Below are 23,102 nucleotides of genomic sequence, written 5' to 3'. Positions count from 1 at the left end.
CAATATCATGTAGTTTTTGATAAAATAGAACCATAGATATTGTGAAAGAAGAGAATAACCATGTTACAACAAGATGCTCGAATTAAATCAATTACTCAAATGACGCTGCCAGAAACAGCCATTAAAAGAGACGGTAGCATCTATCCTTTTGCCCTTTACAAAATTGAAATGGTTTTAGATAGCTTGCATCTGACTGAACATGAAGCAGATATTTTACCTGCTCTCCTTAAAAAATTAAATGGTGCAAAGCAGACTTCTACTGAGAAAATAGCAGATGCATTTGTTCAAACATTAATCGAACTCGGCTTTAGTGATGAAGCAAATGCTTATGTTGATTATCGTAGAGAAGACGAGGTCAATTTTAAGAAGCAAACTGAGACTACTAACCGTCTGGGACGTTTAATTCACCATGATCCAACAATTGTTAATGAAAATGCTAATAAAGACTCACGTGTCTTTTCAACTCAGCGTGATTTAACAGCCGGTGTAGTTGGTAAAACAATTGGTTTAACGATGATGCCAGAACATATTGCTAAGGCACACTTGCGTGGTGATATTCACTGGCATGACTTAGACTACACACCACTCAGTCCTTTAACTAACTGTTGTTTGATTGACTTTAAAGAAATGCTAGGTCATGGCTTTACAATTGGAAATGCAAATATTGAATCTCCTCATTCAATCGAAACAGCCACTGCTCAAATGTCTCAAATTATTGCTAATGTTGCTTCTAGTCAATATGGAGGCTGTTCTGCCGACAGAGTAGATGAAGTTTTGGCTCCATATGCTGAAAAAAATTATCACAAGAATATTAAAGAAGCTAGCGAATTTTTTGACGATGAAGAAAAGATCAAGTCTTTTGCAGTTAAGCGAACAAAAAAGGATATCTATGATGCTATGCAAGCTCTTGAATATGAAATTAATACCCTATTTTCAAGTCAAGGACAAACTCCATTTACTACTTTAGGTTTTGGACTAGGAACATCTTGGATTGAACGTGAAATCCAAAAAGCAATCTTAAAGATTAGAATTGAAGGTTTAGGAAAAGATAAGAGAACAGCTATCTTTCCTAAATTAGTCTTTACGCTAAAGAAGGGACTTAACTTACATCCTGGAGATCCAAACTATGATATCAAGGAATTAGCTTTGGAATGTTCTACTAAGCGTATGTATCCAGATATTGTTAGTTATGACATGATTAAGAAAATTACTGGATCATTTAAAGCTCCAATGGGTTGTCGTTCCTTCTTACAAGGTTGGAAAGATCCAGAAACTGGTAAAGAAGTAAATTCTGGTCGTATGAACTTAGGTGTTGTTACTTTAAACCTACCTAGAATTGCCATGGAATCAAAAGGAGATAAAGACTTATTCTGGCAAATTTTTAGAGAAAAAGTCCAAACAGCACATGAAGCTTTGCAAATTAAGGCTAAACGTTGTACTGATGCCGTACCTGATAATGCTCCAATTCTTTATGAATATGGCGCTTTTGGTAAAAGGCTAAATGCAGAAGATAATGTAAATGATCTTTTCAAAAATGGACGCTGTACAGTTTCATTAGGTTATATTGGACTTTATGAAGTTGGTACAGTCTTTTATGGTCCTAATTGGGAACATAATGAGGAAGCACACCAATTTACTATTAATATTGTTAAAGAACTTCACGATTACTGCGCTAAATGGGAAAAAGAGGATCCAAATCACTATCACTACAGTGTATACTCAACTCCAAGTGAAAGCTTAACTGATAGATTTTGTCGTTTGGATACTAAAAAATTCGGTAAGGTTAAAGATATTACTGATAAGGAATATTACACTAATTCTTTCCACTACGATGTAAGAAAACACCCAACTCCATTTGAAAAATTAGCTTTTGAAGCTCCATATCCATTCTATGCCGCAGGTGGATTCATTCATTATTGTGAATATCCAAACCTTAAGCAAAATCCTAAGGCACTAGAGGCTGTCTGGGACTGGGCTTATGATAAAGTAGGATACTTAGGAACCAACACTCCAATTGACCAATGCTACAAGTGTGGTTTTAAGGGTGAATTTAAGGCAACCGCTAAAGGCTTTGAATGTCCACAATGTGGAAATCATGATCCAGAAACTTGTGACTGTGTAAAGCGTACTTGTGGTTATCTAGGCAATCCTTTGAAACGTCCAATGGTTCATGGTCGTCATGAAGAAATTGTCCACCGTGTAAAGCACTTGAATATGGGAATGGAAGAAAAGATGGCTAAGGATGAAGTTAGAAAGAATGACGAATACTGATGCCAGAGAAAGATAAGAATAATCAAGAAGGTCCTGATGTTCGAGGAAATTTAATTAAGGTTAATGTTGGTGGAGATACAATTTTTGTTGATTCTAATCAATATAAGCCGCAAGTTGAACATGCTAAAAAATTAAAACAACAACATAGAAAACCGAAGAATCCTAAGCCACAAGAATGGAAGTCAGAAGAATACTCTAAGCATAAAATTGCTGACTATAAGCCATTTAATTTTGTTGATGGTGAAGGGGTTAGATGCAGCTTATATGTGAGTGGATGCTTGTTTGACTGTCCCGGTTGTTACAATTTAGCAGCCCAGAATTTTAATTATGGACGTCCTTATACTCAAGAATTGGAAGATAAAATTATTGAAGATATGTCTCAATCCTATGTGCAGGGATTAACTTTATTAGGCGGTGAACCTTTTTTAAATACTTGGGTATGCTTGAAATTAATTAATCGTGTGCGTAAGGAATTTGGACATAGTAAAGATATTTGGTCTTGGTCAGGCTATACCTGGGATGAGCTTCAAAAAGAAACTCCTGATAAGAAAGAAATGCTTTCAAAGATTGATATTTTAGTTGATGGACGTTTCATGGATGATTTGAAAGATCTGACACTACAATTTCGTGGTTCAAGTAACCAGCGAATTATTGATGTTCAAAAATCAATCAAGGCTAATAAGGTTGTTATTTGGGATAAACTGGTTAGATAAATTTGATAGAATAAGGGAAACAAGAGAGTTTCTCTTATTTTTTTAGGTGAAAAGATGCAAGAAAAGAATTTGAAATTAGTAGATAAAATTATGACTGCTCTTCAAAGTGTCGAAGATCCAGAGTTGTTGATTGATGTAGTCAATTTAGGCTTGATTTATGGAATCGATATTGAGGGAGATCATGCAACAATCAAGATGACCCTAACTATTGTGGGCTGTCCCTTATCTACATATCTACAAAACGCAATTGAAAAAGCAGTTTTATCTGTGCCAGAAATAAATAAGTGTGATATAAAGTTAGTTTGGTATCCAGTTTGGAATCCAGAGCGTATGACAGTAGCTGCTAAGAAACAATTAGGGATGCTTGATAATGAGCAAGCACTTGACCAAGAAAATGAAATTGAAGAGACAGAGGAAAAAGAAAAGATAATTGATTTTTCTATTCCAATAAAAAAGCTGGCTGAAGAATATCCAGATTTTATTCAAATTATGTATGACTGCGGCTTTACAAGAATTAAAATCCCAGGTTTGTTATCAACTGTAGGAAGAGTAATGACAATTCCACTTGGTGCGCAGGCTATGAAGATTGACTTAGATAAAGTAAAGCAGGCGTTCGAGGATAAAGGCTACAAGGTGATTGATTAATGAAAGAACTAGATAAAGAACGACAACAAGCTATTTTAAAAATTTTAAATTTTATTCAAGACGGTGGAGAACTTGAAGAAGCAAAAAAAATGTTTCAAGCTGCCTTTGATCAAGTTGATGTAGCCGAAATTACTGCGGCAGAAAGAGAATTAATTGCACAAGGTCTTGATCCAAGAAAAATTCAATATTTATGCAATGTTCATGCCGATGTTTTTAAGGGTAATATTAAGGAAAATAAGGAGAATTCTGAGTTTGAAAAACCAGGTCATCCTGTTCATACATTCAAGTTAGAGAATATGGTTCTTAAGTCCTTGGTAAATGACGCCTTATTACCAGACCTTGCTAAGTGGGAAAAGGGAGATAAGGGTGTACTTTCAAAGTTAAGACAGGAGTTAAAAGACCTAGCCAAAATTCATTATCATTATGCTCGTAAAGAAACTTCCATGTTTCCCATTATGACTAAATATGGAATTACTGCACCACCGAAAGTTATGTGGGGCGTTGATGATAAAATTAGAAAACTTATCGGTCAAGCTAATTTACTTATTAGTCAAAAAGATATTAATAAGGCTGAAGTGTCTAAGGCAATAAAAGAGACGGCACATGAAGTTCTTGAAATGATTTTTAAGGAAGAAGAAATCATGTTGCGAATGATTGATGAAGTTGCTAGTGAAGAAGACTGGGGTAATGTCAAAAATGAGGAAGAGCAGATTGGCTATACTTTGATTCAAAAACCAATGAATTGGAAACCTAAGGAAAAGCCGAAAAGTGATGGGCCTATTTCTATCGATAAATTAAGTAGCTTAGCACTAAATTTTGCAGAAGGGAGCTTAAATTTAGAACAATTATCTGCAATTTTGGACTTATTGCCTTTTGCATTAACTTTTATTGATGAAAATGATAAAGTAGCTTATTTTGGCGGAGGTGCCAATATTTTTCCTCATTCTAAAAATGCACTTGGTAATAGTGTTTATTCTTGTCATTTACCTGAGAGTGTACCACGAGTTAAAAAGATTTTTGATGATTTTCATCAGGGGAAAAAAGATAAGTATGAGTTTTGGTTTAAGCCAAGACATATGGGACGGTACTTATACTTACAGTATTTTGCTGTGAGAAAAGACAATAAATATTTAGGCTGTTTAGAAGTTGCTCAGGATGTTACTGATATTAGAAATTGGAAGACAGAAAAGAAATAATTAGAAGACTCTACCTTTAGGCAGAGTCTTTTTACTATCGTGCAAAAATGTTCATTAATTGCTAGACTGAATGTAAGAATATAGAAGAAAAGGGTGAGAAAATTGCATAGTAAGGGAAATATCCAACCGGATGATGAGATAAAGTTACATTGGCTTCTTTTAGGTGAGTTATTTACCTGGATTGGAGCCAGTTTTATTTGGCCACTAACTTCAGTTTATTTGAATAAAAGACTCCATGTCTCTTTGGCTATGATTGGAATAGTACTTTTGTTTAATTGTTTAGCTAATATGCTTGGTTCATTTATTGCTGGCTGGTCATATGATCATTTCAATCCATACTATTTAATTATTGCCGGCGCTGGCTTAGATGCCTTAGTACTATTTGGGATGGCTGCTAATCATACTTGGCCAATTTATTGGGTTTGGATGACTTTGACTGGTCTCCTGGGCGGCTGGAACGGTGCGTTAATTAATTCAATTGCGACTAGCATCAAGTCTAAGCCCGGTCGATATGTCTTTAATACAATTTATTTTGCACAAAATCTTGGTGTGGTATTAGGGACATTAATTGTAGGTTATATCTATGATTATTCAGTTACAATTTTATTTGTAATTGCGGCCAGTCTTTTTGTGATTGTAAGTATAAATGCAGTCATTAATTATCGACCGATTATTAAGTTTCATTTAGAAAGAAAAGCTCAGCAAAATAAAGATAGTAAAAATAAGGCAACTACGATGCCTGCTGCCAATCTAAAGCTGACTGTTGGCTTTTTCACTACCTTAGCTGTAATTTGGTTGATGTATATGAATTGGGAATCTAACCTTTCAGTTTATATGGTTTCTTTGGGAATTCCTTTTCATTTATATAGTTTACTGTGGACGATTAATGCCAGCATTATTGTGATTGTTCAAGCATTTTTAAGTCGTTTTCCTAACACATTTAAGAACTTGTTTCATCAAGTAGTATTTGGAGTTACTATGTTCGCTATTTCTTTTGTAACTCTAATTTTTGCAAAAGACTATGCTCACTTTGTATTTTCAATGGTTACTTTAACTCTCGGTGAATCAACTGCTATGCCGGCAATGCCTGCCTATGTCAATGACTTATCTCCGGTCGATAGTAAAGGTAAATATCAAGGTTTAACAATTTCAACGTCGGCTGTTGGAAGGGCCTTTGGACCTTTATTTGGAGGCTTAGTTATTGATAAGTTTGGCTATATCAATTTCTTTATTGTTGCTGCAGTTGGGATTTTTATGATGCTGGCAATTATTGTTCCCCTTCATACGAGATTAAAAGGAAAGTTGAAAATATTTAGGTAAACTTTTACATGATTTTTCTTATTAAGTGAAAAGCTTTACAGAATGAAAGCGATCTCTTCTTTTTTATGAAAGCGCCATCTTATAATATAAATGTGCGGTAAATGAAAAGGAGATACACGATGAGAAAGATTTCACCTGAAGTTGCAAAACATATGGATAATTTATCTAATGAGGCTGGAGTAATCAGCGCATTAGCAATTGACCAAAGAGGATCATTAAAACGAATGTTAGCTGAGGCAGCAAATAAGCCTGCTGATGAAACAACAATTGTTGATTTTAAGGAAGCTGTTTCTAGTGAGTTGACTCCTTATGCTTCTGCCATTTTGACAGATCCGGAATATGGTCTTCCAGCAACTAAGGTTAGAGATAAAAATTGTGGTTTATTACTATCTTATGAAAAGACTGGTTATGACACTACTGAACCAGGTAGAATGTGTGATTTAATTGCCGATCAATCAGCATTAAGAATTAAAAATGATGGTGCTGATGCAGTTAAGTTCTTACTTTACTACGATCCAGACGAAAGTGATGAAATTAACGATAAAAAGAAGGCTTTTGTTGAAAGAGTAGGAGCTGAGACTAAAGTAAATGGATTGCCATTTTTCCTTGAATTATTAACTTATGATAGGAAAATTGATGATGCTAAAGGTGAAGAGTATGCAAAGGTAAAGCCTGAAAAAGTCTTCAAAACTATGGAAGAATTTTCTAAGCCTCAATATGATGTAACAGTTCTTAAAGTTGAGATGCCATTTAATATTAAGTTTGTAGAAGGCTATAATGGCGACAACAATGTTGTTTATACTAAAGAAGAAGCAAAGAAATTATTGAAGAAACAATCAGATTTAACTGATTTGCCATATATCTTTTTATCAGCTGGTGTAACTTCAGAAGAATTCATTGCAGAAATTAAGATGGCGGAAGAAGCTGGTGCTGACTTTAATGGTGTTCTTTGCGGGCGTGCAACGTGGAAGCCAGCAATCAAGCCATTTGCTGCCGAAGGAGAAAAGCAAGGTAGGGAATGGCTTTCAACTGAAGGAAAGAAAAATATCGAAAACTTGAATGATGCCCTTAAAGGTGCCAAATCATGGAAAGATAAGTTAGAAATTGAAGAGTAATAATTGAATTAACTATCAAAAAACAAGGCCAGAATTGGCCTTGTTTTTTTGTGTATGCATAAGTTTAGACATAACTTGAAAAAACGTATTTAACGCAATAAAATAAAAAAGGGATTGTTAATTTGGAGGAAAAAATGAAGGGATTAAAATATACAAGTTTAGCTGTTGCTGCATTAACAGCTACTCTTTTAGCAAGTACTAATAATAGTAAAGTTCAAGCTGCTACAGCTGATAAAAATAACACTGTTACAGTTGCTAAATCAGATAAAGAAAAATTACAAGATGCTGTTAACCAAGCAAAAAAATCGGTTAATAATGCTCAAGCAAGCGTAGATAGTAAAAAGAGCGCATTAACTGACGCACAAGCACAGGCAAAAGCAACAAACGATGCTTGTGATGCTCAACAAGCTAAGGTAAATGATAGCCAAAAGAATCTAGCTGATAAGCAAGCTATTGCAAAACAAGCACAAGATAAGTTAGATAGTGCAAGTGCAGTAGCAAAGCAAGCAACTTCTGAAAATATTCAAAATACTCAAAAGAATATTGCTGCACAGCAAAATGCAATTCAAGCTGCTAAGCAAAATGTCAGTGATGCCAATGCAGATTTAAGTACAGCACAAAGTCAATTGGCGACTGCTAAGCAAAAACAAGCTGATGCTCAAAATTTAGTTAACAGTAAAGAAGCTGCAAAAAAAACTGCTGATAATAATGTTGCTAGCGCTGAAGCTGCCGTTAAGAATAGTGGACTAGATGAAGCAAAACAAAAAGTTCAAAAAGTTCAAAACGCATTAAATGATATTAAGAAGACAAATGCGGACAACGAATCAGTTTTGTCCAAGAATCAAGCTGCTTTAGCTGAAAATAATAAAAAAATAGTAACTGTTAATAATAATCTTGCAGTGGCAAATAAGGCTGTAGTAGATGCTCAAAACAATGTTAATGCTAAGCAAAAGGCACTGGCTGATGCTCAACAAGCTTTGAAAGAATTGCAAGATCAAGTTGCTCAAGATCAAGCAAGCGGAGCAGCTGGTTTCTTTAAGGCAATTGCTGACAATAAAGATAATTCTGAAAGTTTAAGAGAAGATGCTCAAACTGCATATAATATCATCACTGGTCAACCAAATGCTTACCAGAATATTACTGTAGAATGGGCTAAGGAAGCTGTTAAATTAGGTCAAGAAAACGACTCAACTTCATTAAGTAATATAGAAAAGGCTCTTGGATACTATCAACACTGGATGACATATCGCGATAAGTATGGCTTACGCCATCCATCAATTTCTTTGACAGCTGTGGCTATTGCCATGCTTAGCTCTGATTTTCAACATTACTCTGATGAATTTAATCATCCTAGTTTATTAACTAGTAAGTATGGTCCATTTTATAGCGATGAAGAAGATATATCAGCTGGAGAGGTTAATCCAATTGACAATTGGATGAGTGAAAAAGACGATATTGATAAATATATTGAAGGTCATCCAGATGCAGCTGCTTATAGTTTTGAAAGTACCCATCCTCTAACTCAAGATGAGTGGGAAAAAGATGTTGATTTTTGGAACGATAAACCAGTACATATTGGACACTATACATCCATGATTAAGCCAGATGCTAACTACGTTGGATTGGCTGGAAATGAATATGAAATTCAACCAATGATGAATAATGCAGATAGTATGGATGAAATTATATTTAATCCAATCAATGGAATAGATTTTAATAGTTACCAAAACTTAGTTCAATCCTACTTGAAAGATGTTAAGCAAGAAGATAAGATTAATATCCTTAAGGCTAACGTAGCAACTGCAAATCAAAACCTAGTTGCAGCACAAAATGCAGTTAAATCAGCACAAAATAACGTTCAGAGTCTACAAGCTAACCTAGCAGAATTAAACAATGGTTCTACTAAGATCAATAAGGCAATTTCAGATACACAAGCTGCTCTTGCTAAAGGCCAAGAAAATCTTAAGTTTGAACAAAAACAACTAGATCAAGCAAATCAAACCTTAGCAGATGTTCAAGCTAAAGTTGGTACAAAAGCAAAGGCTTTGGAGGATGCTAAAGCTGCCCAAGCTAAGGCAGCAGAAGCTGTAGCTCAAGCCCAAAATGTTTTATCTGAAGCTACTGCTGCTGTTAAGGCAAGTCAAGCCAAGGTAGATGCAGCCCAAAATGATGTTCAAGCTAAAGATAATAATTTAAAGAGTGTCCAAGCTGCTTTAGATTCGTTGAATCAAACTTTGAACAATTTAGAAAATGCTCAATCAAATCTTTCCGCTGCTCAAACAGCTTTGAATAAGGCTAATGATGACGTAACTGCTGCTAATAAGGCAGTTAAAGCTCAACAATTAATCTTAGATACTTTGAAGGAATCTAAATCTAAAGCTGATGCACAAGTTACAAATGCATCAGAAGAACTTAAGAAGGCAGAAGCAGAATTAGCTGCTGAACAAAGTAAGCTTAAAGATGCTAAGGCAAGATTAGACGCATTTAATAAGAAAGAAACTGAAAACAGTCATAAAGAAACTTCTAATGCTGAAAATCCTGTAAAACCAACCAACAAACCTGATACCAGTCATGTTGTAAAACCTTCAGATAAAGCTGATGAAGGTAGCACTGTAAAGCCAACAGAGAAGACGGATTCAAATGGTAAATCATCAACAACTAATTCATCTGAAACTACTACAACTACTCCTGAGCCAGATGTAAAGGATTCTGATACTGTAGAAGGAAATGTTAAGTCTGATCTTAAGACTGACAATAAGTCTGAAGAAAAATCATCTACTGTTAAGATTGTTGATAATAGTGATAGTTCAGCCGTATCCGTTGTCTTAACAGGTTCAAATACTCCAGTTAAGACCCTTGGAGAAAAGACAGTTAACGGTACTACTTACTATAAAGTTAGTGCAGACCGCTGGGTTAAAGCTGATAAAGCCCATGTAGTTGCTGTAACTGGTACTGTAACTACTAATAAATTGCCACAAACTGGTGCAAAGAATGAGCTAATTGCAGCTCTTTCTGGATTAGCAGTCGCAGGTACTACTTTGGTTAGTTACCTTGGCATTAACCGTAAGAAAAAGAATAATTAATTTATAAAATTATATATCGATAGAAAAAGAGTTGATAGATCAACGTTGAAAAACGAAGATTATCAACTCTTTTTTATTGTCTAGCAAAACCGGTTCTAACTGAATATGCATCTGAAAAAATACGGGTCATGATTTGTAAGGGTAATCTAGAGCGTACCTCATAATCAGGAAAATAATTGGTTTTTGACATGTAGCCCATAAAAGTCAATGTCGAAAGCGAAGCAAGTTGTCCATTAGGATTAGTGGTAAAGGTAATAGTAGGAACATCATGACGTGATAAATTTTGTGCAGCTTCAACTAATTCGGGAGTATTACCATTTAAGCTAATAAAAATAACCAATGCATCTTCTTTAATTCTTTTAGACGCCGTCTTAATAATATTTGGATCCGAATGAAATTCAACATATTTACCTGTTAATTGCAGTTTAACCATAATTTCTTGTCCAATTGATTCCGATAGACCACGTGCGAAAATATAGACCACCTTTGCTTGTTTAGTCATTGAAATACTATCTTCAATGTTACTGTAGCTAAGATTATGGAGGGTGTTGTTCATTTCAATTTCATTTTTGGTAATCACACTCTTAATTTTATCGTCTGCATCATTTAAGACATCAAAATTACTATTAGAACGGTCCTGCAATTTTAGTGACTCTCGGTAAGATGTATAGCCGCTATAGCCCATTTTTTGCATAGTCCTGACGATTGTAGCAGTTGAAACATGAGCAAATTGACTTAATTTAACAATCGACATTTTTGCAATTTTTTGTGGATTTTTTTGAACTGTTTCCCACAAATGGAGTTCTGCATTACTAAGATCATTATTTTGCATGTATGTACCCTCTCTGTAAAACTTTACCACTTATTTAATAAAACGCTTTCATTTTAGAAAAACCTTACCTTCTTATCTAAGTATACTAATAATGTAAGCGGTAAGAAAAGGAGAAAAGCTCATGATTTATACAATAACACTTAATCCAGCGATTGATTTGGTAATTATTACTAAAAAATTAGAGCCAAATATTGTTAATAGAACTGAGAACTTTGAGCTTCAACCTAATGGTAAGGGTGTGAATGTATCATTTATTTTGAAAAAAATGGGTATAGAAAATGTGGCGACCGGAATCGGAGGCGGCTTTACACTTGATTACATTACAGCAGGTTTAACAGAAAAAGGCATCAGCAATAATTTTCTTAAGGTTGAGGAACCGACTAGAATTAATGTCTTTACTCGGGTAATAGATCAAAATCGAGAATATAAGGAAGTAAATCCTGGTCCAGAAGTAAGTGAAAAAGTTCAAGAGCAATTTTTAAAGTATTTAAGGACAACGCTAAAAGAAAGCGATACTTTAATTATTTCAGGAAGTTTTTCTAGAGGGATTAACCAAGACTACTTAGTTAAAATTGCCAAAGTTATGGCTGATAAAAAAGTAAAACTAGTAATTGACTCTAGTTCTAAGGCAGTTTTAGATACTTTGCCTTATCATCCTTATTTACTAAAACCAAATGATCAAGAATTAGCTAGTTTTTTTGATTTAAATGAAAAATTGGATCAAGAAAAAATTATTAAACTAGCTAGAAAGCTGATTGATGCCGGTTGTAAAAATGTTTTAGTCTCTCTTGGAGATTCGGGAGCGGCCCTAATTGATAAGAATCATGCTTATTTTGGTAATGCTCCTAAAATTTCAGTCATCAACACAGCTGGAGCTGGAGATACCATGCTCGGTACATTTATTGGAAAAAGAGAATTGGGATGTAACACGATAGAGGCATTGAAATTTGCAATAGCTGCTGGTAGTGATACTGCGAGTCGCATGGGACTAACAGATTTTGAACTAGAAAAATATTTAAATGAGATTCACGTAAGTGAAGTTAAGTAATAGAAGGGATGAAAAAGATGACTCAATATGATTTAGTCGGAGCAACTGGGTGTGCAACTGGTGTAGCACATACTTTTATGGCTGAAGAAGCATTAGAGAAAGCTGCTGAAAAATTAGGGTATTCAATTAAAATTGAAACCCATGGTCAAACTGGTGTTGAGCATGAACTTTCACCAGAAGAAATAAAGAATGCTAAGGGCGTAGTGATTGCTTCAGATGTAGATGTTGATCCAGACCGTTTTGCTGGTAAAAGAGTGGTAATTGTACCCGTTGCCAAAGGAATAAAAGAACCAGAGACACTAATTAAGGAAGCCCTAAATCCCGATACACCTATTTACAAACCTGGACAACCAGCTAAAAAATCTTCTACAGCTGGAAATAGCGCTGAAAATTTAGGAACTAAAATTTACACGTCTTTAATGAATGGTGTTTCCCACATGTTACCTTTTGTTGTAGCAGGTGGTGTGCTAATTGCTGTCTCATTTTTCTGGGGAATTTATTCTGCTGATCCTAAGAGCAGTCAGTATAATCAATTTGCTTATATGTTAAATACAATTGGTAGTACAACAATGGGCTTGATGGTCCCAGTTTTAGGTGCTTTTATTGCTGAAGCGTTAGCTAAAAGATCAGGCCTAGTCGTTGGTTTTGCGGCTGGGATGATTACAAGTGTTGGCAGCGGTGGTTTCTTAGGAGCTATTATTGGTGGTTATCTAGCAGCAATTGTAGTTCTCTTACTTCAGAGATTGTTAAAACCACTTCCCGATAAAGAATTTAGAGGACTAAAGTCAATTTTTTTACTTCCAGTTTTAGGTGTATTCATTACTGGTGCAATTATGTTTTGGTTAAATGGACCAATTAAAGCAATTAATACGGGTATGATGTCCTGGTTAAAGGGATTTGAAAATTCTAGTCCGATTCTTCTAGGTATTATTATTGGTGTAATGTGTGCATCTGACTTTGGTGGACCAATTAATAAGGCTGCTTATGTAACAGGTACAGCCTTACTAGCACAAGGTAACTACTACTTTATGGCCGGTGTATCTGCTGCATGTATTGCTCCACCTTTAGCAACTGGCTTTGCAGTTTTATTAAATAAGAAGGCATATTCCAAGAATGAACGTACAGCTGGTTATGTTAATTTTCTACTAGGATCAACCCATATTACGGAGGGTGCTATTCCATTTGCTGCAAAGCATCCTTTATGGAATATTCCTGCATTTATGGTTGGATCAGCAATTGCGGCAGCTTTGACTTATATCTCTAAAATTCAAGTTCCAGCCCCTCATGGTGGATTTATTATTTTGCCATTAGTTAACAAACCATTTTTATGGGTATTATGGATCGTAATTGGTTCATTCATTTCAGGAATCTTATTAGCTTTGATTGCTGGTAGATTTGCAAAAAAAGAGCCAGAATTTGAAGATGGCCCTGATCTAGATGTATTTGGTAAAAAAGAAAATGTCGAAAAGCCTAAAACTGTAGAAAAAGATAAGGCTGTTACGGACTATAATCCAAATGATATTTTGGAAACGCAAAATATTGAAGTAAATGTTGATGTATCAAATAAAGACTCAGCTTTAAAATACTTAGCTAATTTAGCAGTGAAAAATGGTTTGGCTACTAGTAGTCAAGCTGTCTATGACAAGTATTTAGTTCGTGAAAAAGAAAATTCTACTGGAATGACAGATGGCTTTGCTATCCCGCATGCACAATCTGCAGCTATTAAACAGTCATCTATGTTAATTTTAAAGCTAAAGAACCCGATTGAGTGGGATTCTTTAGATGGACAAAAGATTGATACTGTAATTTCATTTTTGATTCCTGAAAAGGATAGTAAGAAGCATTTACAATATTTGTCTAATACGGCTAAATTGTTAACACATCAAGATTTCATTGAAAAACTAAAAAAAGCTCAGATACCAGAAGAAATTAAAAATTTGTTTACTAACAACTAAAAAATAAAACTGCCAGAAATGGCAGTTTTATTTTATGTTTAATCATAGACTAATAATTTTAATAATGATATCATTTATATAACTACTTATGAATTACAAGGAGGAATTTTATTAATGACATTACTCAATGTACGTGGCGGTGCTGGTGATATTACTAAGCCCGATCTTAGTGCAAGACCACAAGATAATCTTTACTTAGCAGTGAACTCTGAATGGATTGAAAAAGCAAAAATTCCTTCAGACCGTTCAAGAATTAGTTCTTTTGATGGCATTGATTTGAACATTGAAAAGAGCTTAATGCAAGATTTTGCGGATTTTGCAGATGGTAAAAAGAAATTGTCAAATGTTCCTAATTTTGAAAAAGCAGTTGAACTTTACAAAATTGCTAATAACTTTGACAAGAGAAATGAAGATGGGGCAAAGCCAATTAAAGCTGACCTTGAAGAAATCACTAGTTTACGTAATTTAGCTGACCTTAACTTAAGAGCAGCTGATTTTTACAAGAATGCTTTTGACTTACCAATCAGTGTGTCAGTTGATGCTGACATGAAGGATACTAAAGTTCATGTTGTGTACTTTGGCGGACCTGGTTTATTCTTGCCTGATACTACTACTTATGACAATCCTGCAGCAGCTGATTTATTGAAGGTATTACAAGATCAATCTGAAAACTTACTTAAGATGGCTGGTGTAAGTGAAGAAGATGCTAAGAAGTATGTAGAAGATGCATTGAAGTTTGATAAGAAACTTTCCAAGGTTCTTAAGTCAACTGAAGAATGGGCAGATTACCCAGCAATGTACAATCCAATGTCTTTAGCTGAATTTGAAGATAAGTTTGATAGCTTTAAGATTGACAACTTCTTAAGTAATTTATTTGCTCAAAAGCCTGAGAAAATTATAGTCACTGAACCAAGATTCTTAGATCATGTTGAGGAATTAATCAACGAAGATAATTTTGATGAAATTAAAGGCTGGATGGTTGTTAAGTTTATTAATGGTGTAGCTGCATATCTTTCTCAAGACTTCCGTGAAGCTGCTTTTCCATTTAGTCAAGCTTTATCAGGCCAACCAGAATTGTCTTCTGGTACTAAGCAAGCTTACCGTTTAGCTAATGGTATGTTTAGCGAAGTAGTTGGTGTGTACTACGGTCAAACTTACTTTGGCGCTGAAGCTAAGGCTGACGTAGAAGATATGATTCATAAGATGATTGATGTCTATGAAAAACGTATCTCTGAAAATGACTGGCTATCTGAAGACACCAAGAAAAAAGCAATTGTTAAATTACGTGCTTTGATTTTGAAGATTGGTTATCCAGAAAAGATTGAAGAAATCTATGATCGTCTTCAAGTTGTCCCTGAAGCAGAAGGCGGTAGCCTTTACTCTAATGAAAGCGCAGCTGCTGTAGAATCAGTTAAGTACAACCTTGAAAAACTAACTCAACCAGTTGATCGAACTGTATGGCTTATGCCTGGTAACTTAGTAAATGCATGTTACGATCCACAGAGAAATGATATTACCTTCCCAGCTGCAATTTTGCAAAAGCCATTCTACGACCTGAAGCAATCACGTAGCTTGAATTATGGTGGTATTGGTGTCGTTATTGCGCACGAAATTTCACACGCATTTGATAACAACGGTGCTAAGTTCGACGAATTCGGTAATTTGAAGAATTGGTGGACTGACGAAGACTTTGCAGAATTCAAGAAACGTACGCAAGACGAAATTGACTTATTTAATGGAATTGAATATGGCCCAGTTACCTTAAATGGTAAGCAAATTGTTTCTGAAAATATTGCAGACCAAGGTGGTTTAACTGCAGCTGTTGAAGCAAATAAGGGCGAAAATGGCAACATGAAGGAAGTATTTGAAAACTTCGCTCGTGTTTGGGCAAACAAGCAACTTCCTGAATCAATTAAGACACAAGTTTCAGTTGATGTTCATGCTCCTGGTCCTGAAAGAGCTAACGTTCAATCACAATGCCAAGAAGAGTTCTACAAGGCATTTGATGTTAAGCCAGAGGATGGTATGTGGTTAGATCCAGAAAAACGTGTTGTGATTTGGTAAAAAAATAAAAACTAATTTTAGAATCAAATAGCGAAAGCTGTTTGGTTCTTTTTTCATTGTTTGCAAAAAGAAATTATTAATAATATTATGAATTGGTATTCTTATCACTTAAGATAATATTCTTAATTAGAAAAGGTTAAACATGTTAGAAAAAATAAAAACTAATAAATTTTGCCAATTCATCTGGCCATATTTATTAATCATCTTGGCTACAACCATAGTCATTTCACCGCAGCTAATTACACACACTATCTTAGCTAGTGATGACACTGCTGATACCTTATTTCACTATAGTCGCTTTTATGATGCAGGGATGCAGCTTAAAAGTGGAATATTTAGCATTTTCCAAACTAATTTTACTTTTCAGCAGAGCGGTAGAATTATTAATGCCATTTATGGACCACTTTTTGCCTACTTTAATGGAATTTTAGTTCTAATTGCTGGTAATTGGTTTAACTATCAAGTTATCTTAGCCTATCTAATTTCTTTATTGGGTGCTGGCAGTATGTATTACCTCCTAAAGCAGGTAGGTATTAATAAGCTTTTAGCTACTGTAATGGGAATTATCTATATTAACATTGGGATGATTCCAGCCTTCATCAATCGTAGTTCTTTTAATGGGTGGGGGCAGGCTCTAATACCTCTAGTTGTTTTATGCGGCGTTCGCATGATTTGCGATAAAAAACAACCAATTAACTGGATTCAGTTAATGATTGTGATGAGTCTGCTTATCCAAGTCCATGTCTTAAGTACCTTAATGGCAGTCTTGTTACTGATTCCATTCTTTATCTACTCTTTAATTATTAACAATAATTCTAAAAAAGTTTGGCTACCCTTTATTAAGGCAGTTTTAGGAACTATTGTTTTATCAGCAAATGTAATTGGTGCATTTTTAGTTTTAATGCCTACAAATCACCTTTCTGCAACTACTGAATTTGATTTATCTCGCGGTGGGTTACGACCACATATGCTTTGGCATAATGAATATGGAACAGCATTTGCTTATATTTTGCCAATTTTTGTCCTATTGATTATTGCGCAATTTATCTATGTTGTCATGCACTATAAACGAGATAAGCTAAATACTTTTGTAACCATTTGGGGTACGGTCTTATTAGGCTTATCTTCATTTGTTTTTCCATGGGGACTAGTTCAAAGAGCTTTCCCAAGCTTAAAATCCTACTTTCAGTTTCCATTTAGATTAACAGTTGTGGCATATCCATTGATTTTACTGGGGATGGCTTTAACGGTTAACTACTTACTAAAAGAGGGAGTTAAGCCAAAAGCAGTTGGCATTAGCTTGGTAACAATTTTACTTTTAGAAGCAGCTGTGCCAAATATAATTACCAACCACATTTTCACAGTTGCTTGTCAAAAAGATACACAAGTTCAAGTTGTCTCTAAACAATCAACCAGTGACAAGATGCTAGAGATGTTGAAGTGGCATTATTTACCAGACTATTTACCAACGAAAGATAAGTCGATTGACCAAAATGCAGCTTATCTATATAAAGTTAATGTTGTTGAGCGATACCAAAAATTTGATCACCGAGTTACTAAAAATGGTGATTTAGTATTATCTTGGAAGGCTAATAAAGATAATAAAATAGTTTTACCTGTTGTGCTTTACACGCAAAGTGAACTAACAGTGAATAGTAAGATATTCTCCGGCGCTAAAAATGTAATTGGAAATCCAATTGTTGATCAAAAAGATGGATTAAATCGCGCTATTCTACACTTTGCAGTGCCGAGCTGGTTCTATGTGATAAGTGCAATTTCATTAATTTCTTGGCTTTTAGTTATTGTATTTTTACTGTGTAAAAAATTTATAAATAATAAAAACAATTAAAAGATATCGAAATCATATACAAAAGCAGTTCCTTAATAAGTTCAATTTATTAGGAAACTGTTTTTTGTTTGTATGGGTTATTTACGATTAATATCAATTTATTTTTCAATTAATACATGGCTATAGAAAGCTCGTTATGTTATCATTTAACTGTAAGAATTGAAACCGCTTTCTATGGTTTCAGAGGAGGAAATTTAAGTTGAGTACACAAGAACGTTATTCTCATGATGAGTTAAGAAAAGCTAACAAAAAATTTAGTCGGGTTCGTTCTACTATTGAATCTGCCTTTTATGGTAACAATGTACACGAAGTAACTAGTGTTGCTGAAGCTTATAATTTAGCTAAAAAACAATCTGGTGTTATCGAAACTGACCTACCAATTTTACATACTAAAGAACTCGGTTTACCACAGGGTGCAAAGCAATTAGTTTATAATCACGGTAAAATCTTGGGTAGAACAGCAAGTGCACGTCACTTTGTAGATGATCCAAAAGAGGATCCTGAAGCATTAGCAGGCAATTTACGTGAAGATATTTATAAGGGCCATGATCAAAAATTCTTAAAAGCAACAGTTTTAGTAGGATTAGATCCAAGCTTTACTGTTAAAGCACATATTATGATGCCAGAAGATCAAGCCTTTAACTTGCTCTCCTATATCTTGAACTTCCACTTCTTTGATGAAGAAGCAGAAAAAATCTATAAGAAGTCGAAATTATATGATGAAGGAGATATTTACTTCTACTTTGATCCAAATACACAAGATGAAGACTATCCAAAAGGCTTTGGTGTCTTTGATGCTCCACATAACTGTGCTGCAGTCTTTGGCTTACGCTACTTCGGTGAATTGAAGAAGGGTACTTTGACTCTCGCTTGGGCTATGGCTCACAGAAACGGTTATACTGCTTGTCACGGTGGTGAAAAGTCATTCCACTTTAAGGATAAGGATGATAAAGTATTTGCTTTCTATGGCTTATCTGGTTCAGGTAAATCTACTTTGACTCATGAAATGTATGATGGTAAATATGATATTACTGTTTTACACGACGATGCATTTATTATTTCTCGTGAAGATGGATCTTCAGTAGCATTAGAGCCTTCATACTTTGATAAGACGCATGACTATCCAGCAGGACACCATGAGACTAAGTACTACACTACAATTATGAACTGTGCAGTTACTCAAGATGAAGATGGTAAAAAAGTTATTGTAACTGAAGATCTTCGGAACAATAATGGTCGTGTTATTAAGACACGTTATACTTCACCACATAGAGTTGACTATGAAAATGCACCAATCACTGCCTTATTCTGGATTATGAAGGATGGTTCTTTGCCACCAATCTTAAATGTTGATGATCCAGTTCTAGCAACTACCATGGGACTTACTTTAGCAACTAAGAGAACTAGTGCTGAAAACTTACCAAAGGGCTTTGATATGAATACTTTGGTAATTGAACCATTTGCGGATCCATTCCGTGCTTACCCAGTATCTGGTGACTACTCAGACTTTAAGGAATTATTTACTAAGCGTGGAGCTTCTTGTTACATTCTAAATACTGATGCATTTATGGGTAAGGATATTCCAAAGGAAGTAACAAAGAAGTTAGTTGAAGATCTTGCTAATGGCACTATCAAAGATAGCGACTGGAAGCAATTTGGTAACTTCAAGGGTGTATCTTACTTGCCAATTGAAGGATATGAAGTTCACTTAGATGACTCTGAATATCAAAAGACTTTGGCTAAGAGAATGCAAGATCGGTTAGACTGGTTGAATAAGTATGATGAAGAACACCCTACTCAACCAATTCAAGAAGAAGCTAAGAAGACCTTGGAAGGTATTATTAAGGAATTAAATTAGTTAAACATAGTTAGAAATCCTCTTAAAAATTTTTATATTTGAACACTAAAAAGGCATCCCTTATTGGGATGCCTTTTTGTTAGCTATTAACTTGCCTTACTCTTTAAGTTCTCCTTTAGCTTGAAGCTTCTTTTTAATATCTTCAAATTTCTTAGGAGGGATGCGAGTAATGTGTTGTCTTCTTTGATTTCCTAGAATCAATGGAACACGTTCAATGACTGTATCTGCATAATCTAAGCCAAACCATGAAGCAGGGTTTGAGGAAAGATTTTGAAGCCATACACGTGCTTCAACTAGGAATTTTTCATAGCTTCTAAGTTGTGTTTGTGGACTAATTACATCGTTAACGATAACGAATGAGAAGTCACCAACATCTCTACCAGGAGTAGTAGTGTATTCCTGTGGTTGAGATTCAATAGTTCCATCTGCAATCAAGTCATGAACAATTTGACGCAAGTAAACATTCACGCTAGTTTGCTGCTTAAAACCAAGGAAGAGCTGAACGTTAATAACATTCTTTGTACCGTAAGTGTTAACAGCGTATTCAGCAGTGAATGGCTCGTTAGTTACATTAACTGTTACAAACCAATATGCGCGTGCTCGTTTAGGACGTTTATCTAAGATAGAATAGAGAATTTCTCTCTTAATAAACTTATTGTATTTAACTTTTGCCATATAGACTAAGTTAGTTGCAAAAGTAGGATAGTCTTCATCATGACTTAAGTTCGTTAACATGTCGACGTATTCATCAAGACGAACATAAGCGTTACGTGATTCACGCTTGTCTCTAATTTTATTACCGTAGTACCAAACGTACATAATGATTCCGATGAATCCGGCAATGACTAGTGAAACGTAACCACCGTGCATGAATTTGCTCAAGCTGGCTAACATAAACATTACGTCTAAGAAGCCAAAGAAAATTAAGAAGAGCCAATTCCAAATGGTATGAACACCCTTCATTGCCAACCATTCATAGAGCAGAATTGTTGTCATTAGCATTGAAATGGTAATTGACAAACCATAAGCTGCTTCCATGTGAGCTGAGGTTTGGAAGAAAAGAACAATTGCAATAGTTGCTGCACAAATCATTTTATTAACTGAAGGAATATAAATCTGTCCCTTCTTAGTCGAAGGATACATAATATTCATTCTTGGTAAAAATTTCAAACCACTGGCTTCAGCTACTAAAGTAAATGAACCAGTAATTAAAGCTTGTGAAGCAATAACAGCTGCAATAGTTGCTAAAACAATCGCAGCTAAACGAATGTTTTGTGGAATAATTTCGAAGAATGGGTTGAAATCACCATTTCCCGCATTGTAGTTAGGGTTGTTTAAAATCCAAACACCTTGACCGAAGTAGTTAAGTGACAAACAAACAAAGACATATGGCCAAGAACCGATAATATTCCCCTTACCAACGTGACCAACATCTGAGTACAAAGCTTCAGCACCAGTAGTAGCAAGGAAGATAGAACCTAAAATGAAGATTCCAGCCTTGTTATATGGACTGAATAAAAGTTTAATTGCGTAGTATGGATTAAGAGCTTGCAAAATTGAAAGGTCACCCATCATATTCATTAATCCAATTACACCTAAGAAGGTGAACCAGATAAACATGATTGGACCAAAAGCCTTACCAATAATACTTGTTCCCATTCGTTGAATTGAGAACAAAAGCAAAAGAATTACTACTGTAATCGCAATAACAGTTCCCTGAGTAGAAACCGGAACATTACCATGACCAAATTCAATTCCTTTTAATCCTTCAATCGCAGTCGTAACAGTAACTGCAGGCGTTAAAGTACCATCAGCTAAGATGGCCGCTCCACCGATTAAAGCAGGAAGAACAAGCCACTTAGCTCGTTTCCGGACCAAAGTATAGAGGGCAAAAATACCACCTTCACCATGGTTAGTAGCTTTTAAGGCAATAAAGACAGTTTGCAAAGTTGTTAACAGGGTAACTGTCCAAAGTACTAAGGAAATAGAACCTACAATAAAGTCGCGATTTACGTTCGCAATTCCGCCGTTTCCGGCAACAATTGATTTCATAACGTATAGCGGACTTGTTCCGATATCTCCGTAGACAATACCAATAGCAATCAGTAAGCCTGCGGCTGATATATTTTTCCGTGTTTTTTCATTCATTATTATATTCTCCCAATAAATAGCCAAATAGCTAAATATTCAATAACGTAAAAAAGAATGCCGAAAGGACATTCTTTTTTTAAACATATCTATTTTCATCTATTTGCGCAAGAGTTGCAAGTATCTGCAGGCGATTAATTAAAAATATTTATTTTAATTTAGTTCTTTGAATTGATTTAATATTTTGTGAGCCTAGGATTAATGGAATTCGTTCAACTACTGTATCAGCATATTCTAATCCAAACCAAACAGCAGGATTAGAAGATAAATTTTGAAGCCAGACACGACTTTCAACTAACCACTTTTCATAAGTATTTAATTGAGTTTGTGGACTAATCACATCATTTACAATTACAAATTTAAAATCTCCAACGTCACGACCGGGAGTCGTGGTGTATTCTTGTGGCTGAGATTCGATTGTATCATCTTTAATTAGATCGTGAACTATTTGGCGTAGATAAACATTAACTTTTTGTTGTTGCTTAAAACCTAAATATAGTTGAACGTTAATCACGTTTTTTGTGCCGTAAGTATTGATTGCATATTCGGCGGTAAAGGGTTCGTTAGTTACATTAACAGTGACAAACCAATATGCATGGGCCCGTTTTGGACGTTTGTCTAAAATTGAGTAGAGTATATCGCGCTTGATAAACTTATTGTACTTAACCTTAGCCATATAAACTAAATTTGTTGCATATAAGGGTACACTATCATCATGACTTAAATTACTTAGCATAGAAATATATTCGTCTAAACGCACGTAAGCATTTTTAGCTTCGCGTCTATCACGAACTTTGTTACCAAAATACCAAATATACATAATTGCACCGATAAAGGCAGCAATAATTACTGTTACATAACCGCCATGTAAAAACTTAGCTAAACTGGAAATTAAAAACATACTTTCAATTGCACCGAACAAAAATAGAAAAAATAAGCGTAACAAGATGTGTAGTGACCCTCGAAATTCGGACACGGATTTCGGGGGTTTTCTTATGACCAAAT

General features: G+C 35.0%; 15 protein-coding genes. 12 read left to right on the top strand and 3 right to left on the bottom strand.

Annotated elements, in window-relative coordinates:
* Positions 1–60: 60 nt before the first annotated feature.
* The 7 genes from nrdD (at position 61) to CP370_RS00900 (ending at position 10,343) form a co-directional block, all read left to right on the top strand.
* Positions 61–2,271: an anaerobic ribonucleoside-triphosphate reductase gene (gene nrdD / locus CP370_RS00930; protein ID WP_087713370.1), complete on the top strand. Its 2,211-nt coding sequence runs from the start codon at positions 61–63 to the stop codon at positions 2,269–2,271.
* Positions 2,271–2,984 (top strand): anaerobic ribonucleoside-triphosphate reductase activating protein, encoded by a 714-nt coding sequence (gene nrdG / locus CP370_RS00925; protein ID WP_004898590.1) that lies wholly within the window; start codon positions 2,271–2,273, stop codon positions 2,982–2,984. The genes nrdD and nrdG overlap by 1 nt, the downstream gene beginning before the upstream one ends.
* 54 nt (positions 2,985–3,038) lie before the next feature.
* Positions 3,039–3,629, top strand: coding sequence for an iron-sulfur cluster assembly protein (locus CP370_RS00920; RefSeq protein WP_087713369.1), 591 nt, complete (start codon positions 3,039–3,041; stop codon positions 3,627–3,629).
* Positions 3,629–4,825, top strand: a complete 1,197-nt coding sequence (locus CP370_RS00915) for a DUF438 domain-containing protein (RefSeq protein ID WP_087713368.1) — start codon at positions 3,629–3,631, stop codon at positions 4,823–4,825. The genes CP370_RS00920 and CP370_RS00915 overlap by 1 nt, the downstream gene beginning before the upstream one ends.
* A 102-nt stretch (positions 4,826–4,927) precedes the next feature.
* Entirely contained in the window at positions 4,928–6,145 is a 1,218-nt protein-coding gene (locus CP370_RS00910) for an MFS transporter (protein WP_087713367.1), read from the top strand.
* 119 nt (positions 6,146–6,264) lie between these two features.
* A complete protein-coding gene (locus CP370_RS00905) occupies positions 6,265–7,260 on the top strand; it encodes a tagatose 1,6-diphosphate aldolase (RefSeq protein ID WP_087713366.1) in 996 nt (331 codons plus the stop codon).
* Positions 7,261–7,394: 134 nt separating this feature from the next.
* Positions 7,395–10,343, top strand: a complete 2,949-nt coding sequence (locus CP370_RS00900) for an SLAP domain-containing protein (RefSeq protein ID WP_087713365.1) — start codon at positions 7,395–7,397, stop codon at positions 10,341–10,343.
* A 73-nt stretch (positions 10,344–10,416) separates the two neighbouring features.
* Here CP370_RS00900 and CP370_RS00895 read toward each other — a convergent pair whose 3' ends face one another.
* Positions 10,417–11,175, bottom strand: coding sequence for a MurR/RpiR family transcriptional regulator (locus tag CP370_RS00895; RefSeq protein WP_011161362.1), 759 nt, complete (start codon positions 11,173–11,175; stop codon positions 10,417–10,419).
* Between the two features lie 121 nt (positions 11,176–11,296).
* On the opposite strand from CP370_RS00895, the gene pfkB reads away from it, so the two are divergent.
* The 5 genes from pfkB to CP370_RS00870 all read left to right on the top strand — a co-directional run bounded on the left by pfkB (position 11,297) and on the right by CP370_RS00870 (position 19,949).
* Positions 11,297–12,223: a 1-phosphofructokinase gene (pfkB, locus tag CP370_RS00890; RefSeq protein WP_087713364.1), complete on the top strand. Its 927-nt coding sequence runs from the start codon at positions 11,297–11,299 to the stop codon at positions 12,221–12,223.
* 17 nt (positions 12,224–12,240) lie between these two features.
* The gene (locus CP370_RS00885) at positions 12,241–14,178 is read left to right on the top strand and encodes a fructose-specific PTS transporter subunit EIIC (protein ID WP_087713363.1); all 1,938 of its coding nucleotides are present in this window, start codon (positions 12,241–12,243) and stop codon (positions 14,176–14,178) included.
* A 114-nt stretch (positions 14,179–14,292) separates the two neighbouring features.
* On the top strand, positions 14,293–16,242 hold the full coding sequence (locus CP370_RS00880) for a M13 family metallopeptidase (protein WP_087713362.1): 1,950 nt from the start codon (positions 14,293–14,295) through the stop codon (positions 16,240–16,242).
* 142 nt (positions 16,243–16,384) lie between these two features.
* The gene (locus tag CP370_RS00875) at positions 16,385–18,091 is read left to right on the top strand and encodes a cell division protein (RefSeq protein ID WP_087713361.1); all 1,707 of its coding nucleotides are present in this window, start codon (positions 16,385–16,387) and stop codon (positions 18,089–18,091) included.
* A gap of 199 nt (positions 18,092–18,290) precedes the next feature.
* Positions 18,291–19,949, top strand: a complete 1,659-nt coding sequence (locus CP370_RS00870) for a phosphoenolpyruvate carboxykinase (ATP) (protein WP_087713360.1) — start codon at positions 18,291–18,293, stop codon at positions 19,947–19,949.
* A 96-nt stretch (positions 19,950–20,045) separates the two neighbouring features.
* On the opposite strand, the gene CP370_RS00865 is transcribed toward CP370_RS00870, so the two are convergent.
* Both CP370_RS00865 and CP370_RS00860 read right to left on the bottom strand, forming a co-directional pair.
* Positions 20,046–22,097, bottom strand: a complete 2,052-nt coding sequence (locus tag CP370_RS00865; protein ID WP_012845525.1) for a KUP/HAK/KT family potassium transporter — start codon at positions 22,095–22,097, stop codon at positions 20,046–20,048.
* A gap of 148 nt (positions 22,098–22,245) precedes the next feature.
* Positions 22,246–23,102 (bottom strand): KUP/HAK/KT family potassium transporter (locus CP370_RS00860; protein ID WP_233186309.1); only part of this gene is annotated, 857 nt, incomplete at its 5' end.

The sequence above is a fragment of the Lactobacillus sp. UMNPBX19 genome, from assembly GCF_002553805.1.
GTDB lineage: Bacteria > Bacillota > Bacilli > Lactobacillales > Lactobacillaceae > Lactobacillus.
This window is presented reverse-complemented; position numbering and strand designations above follow the sequence as displayed.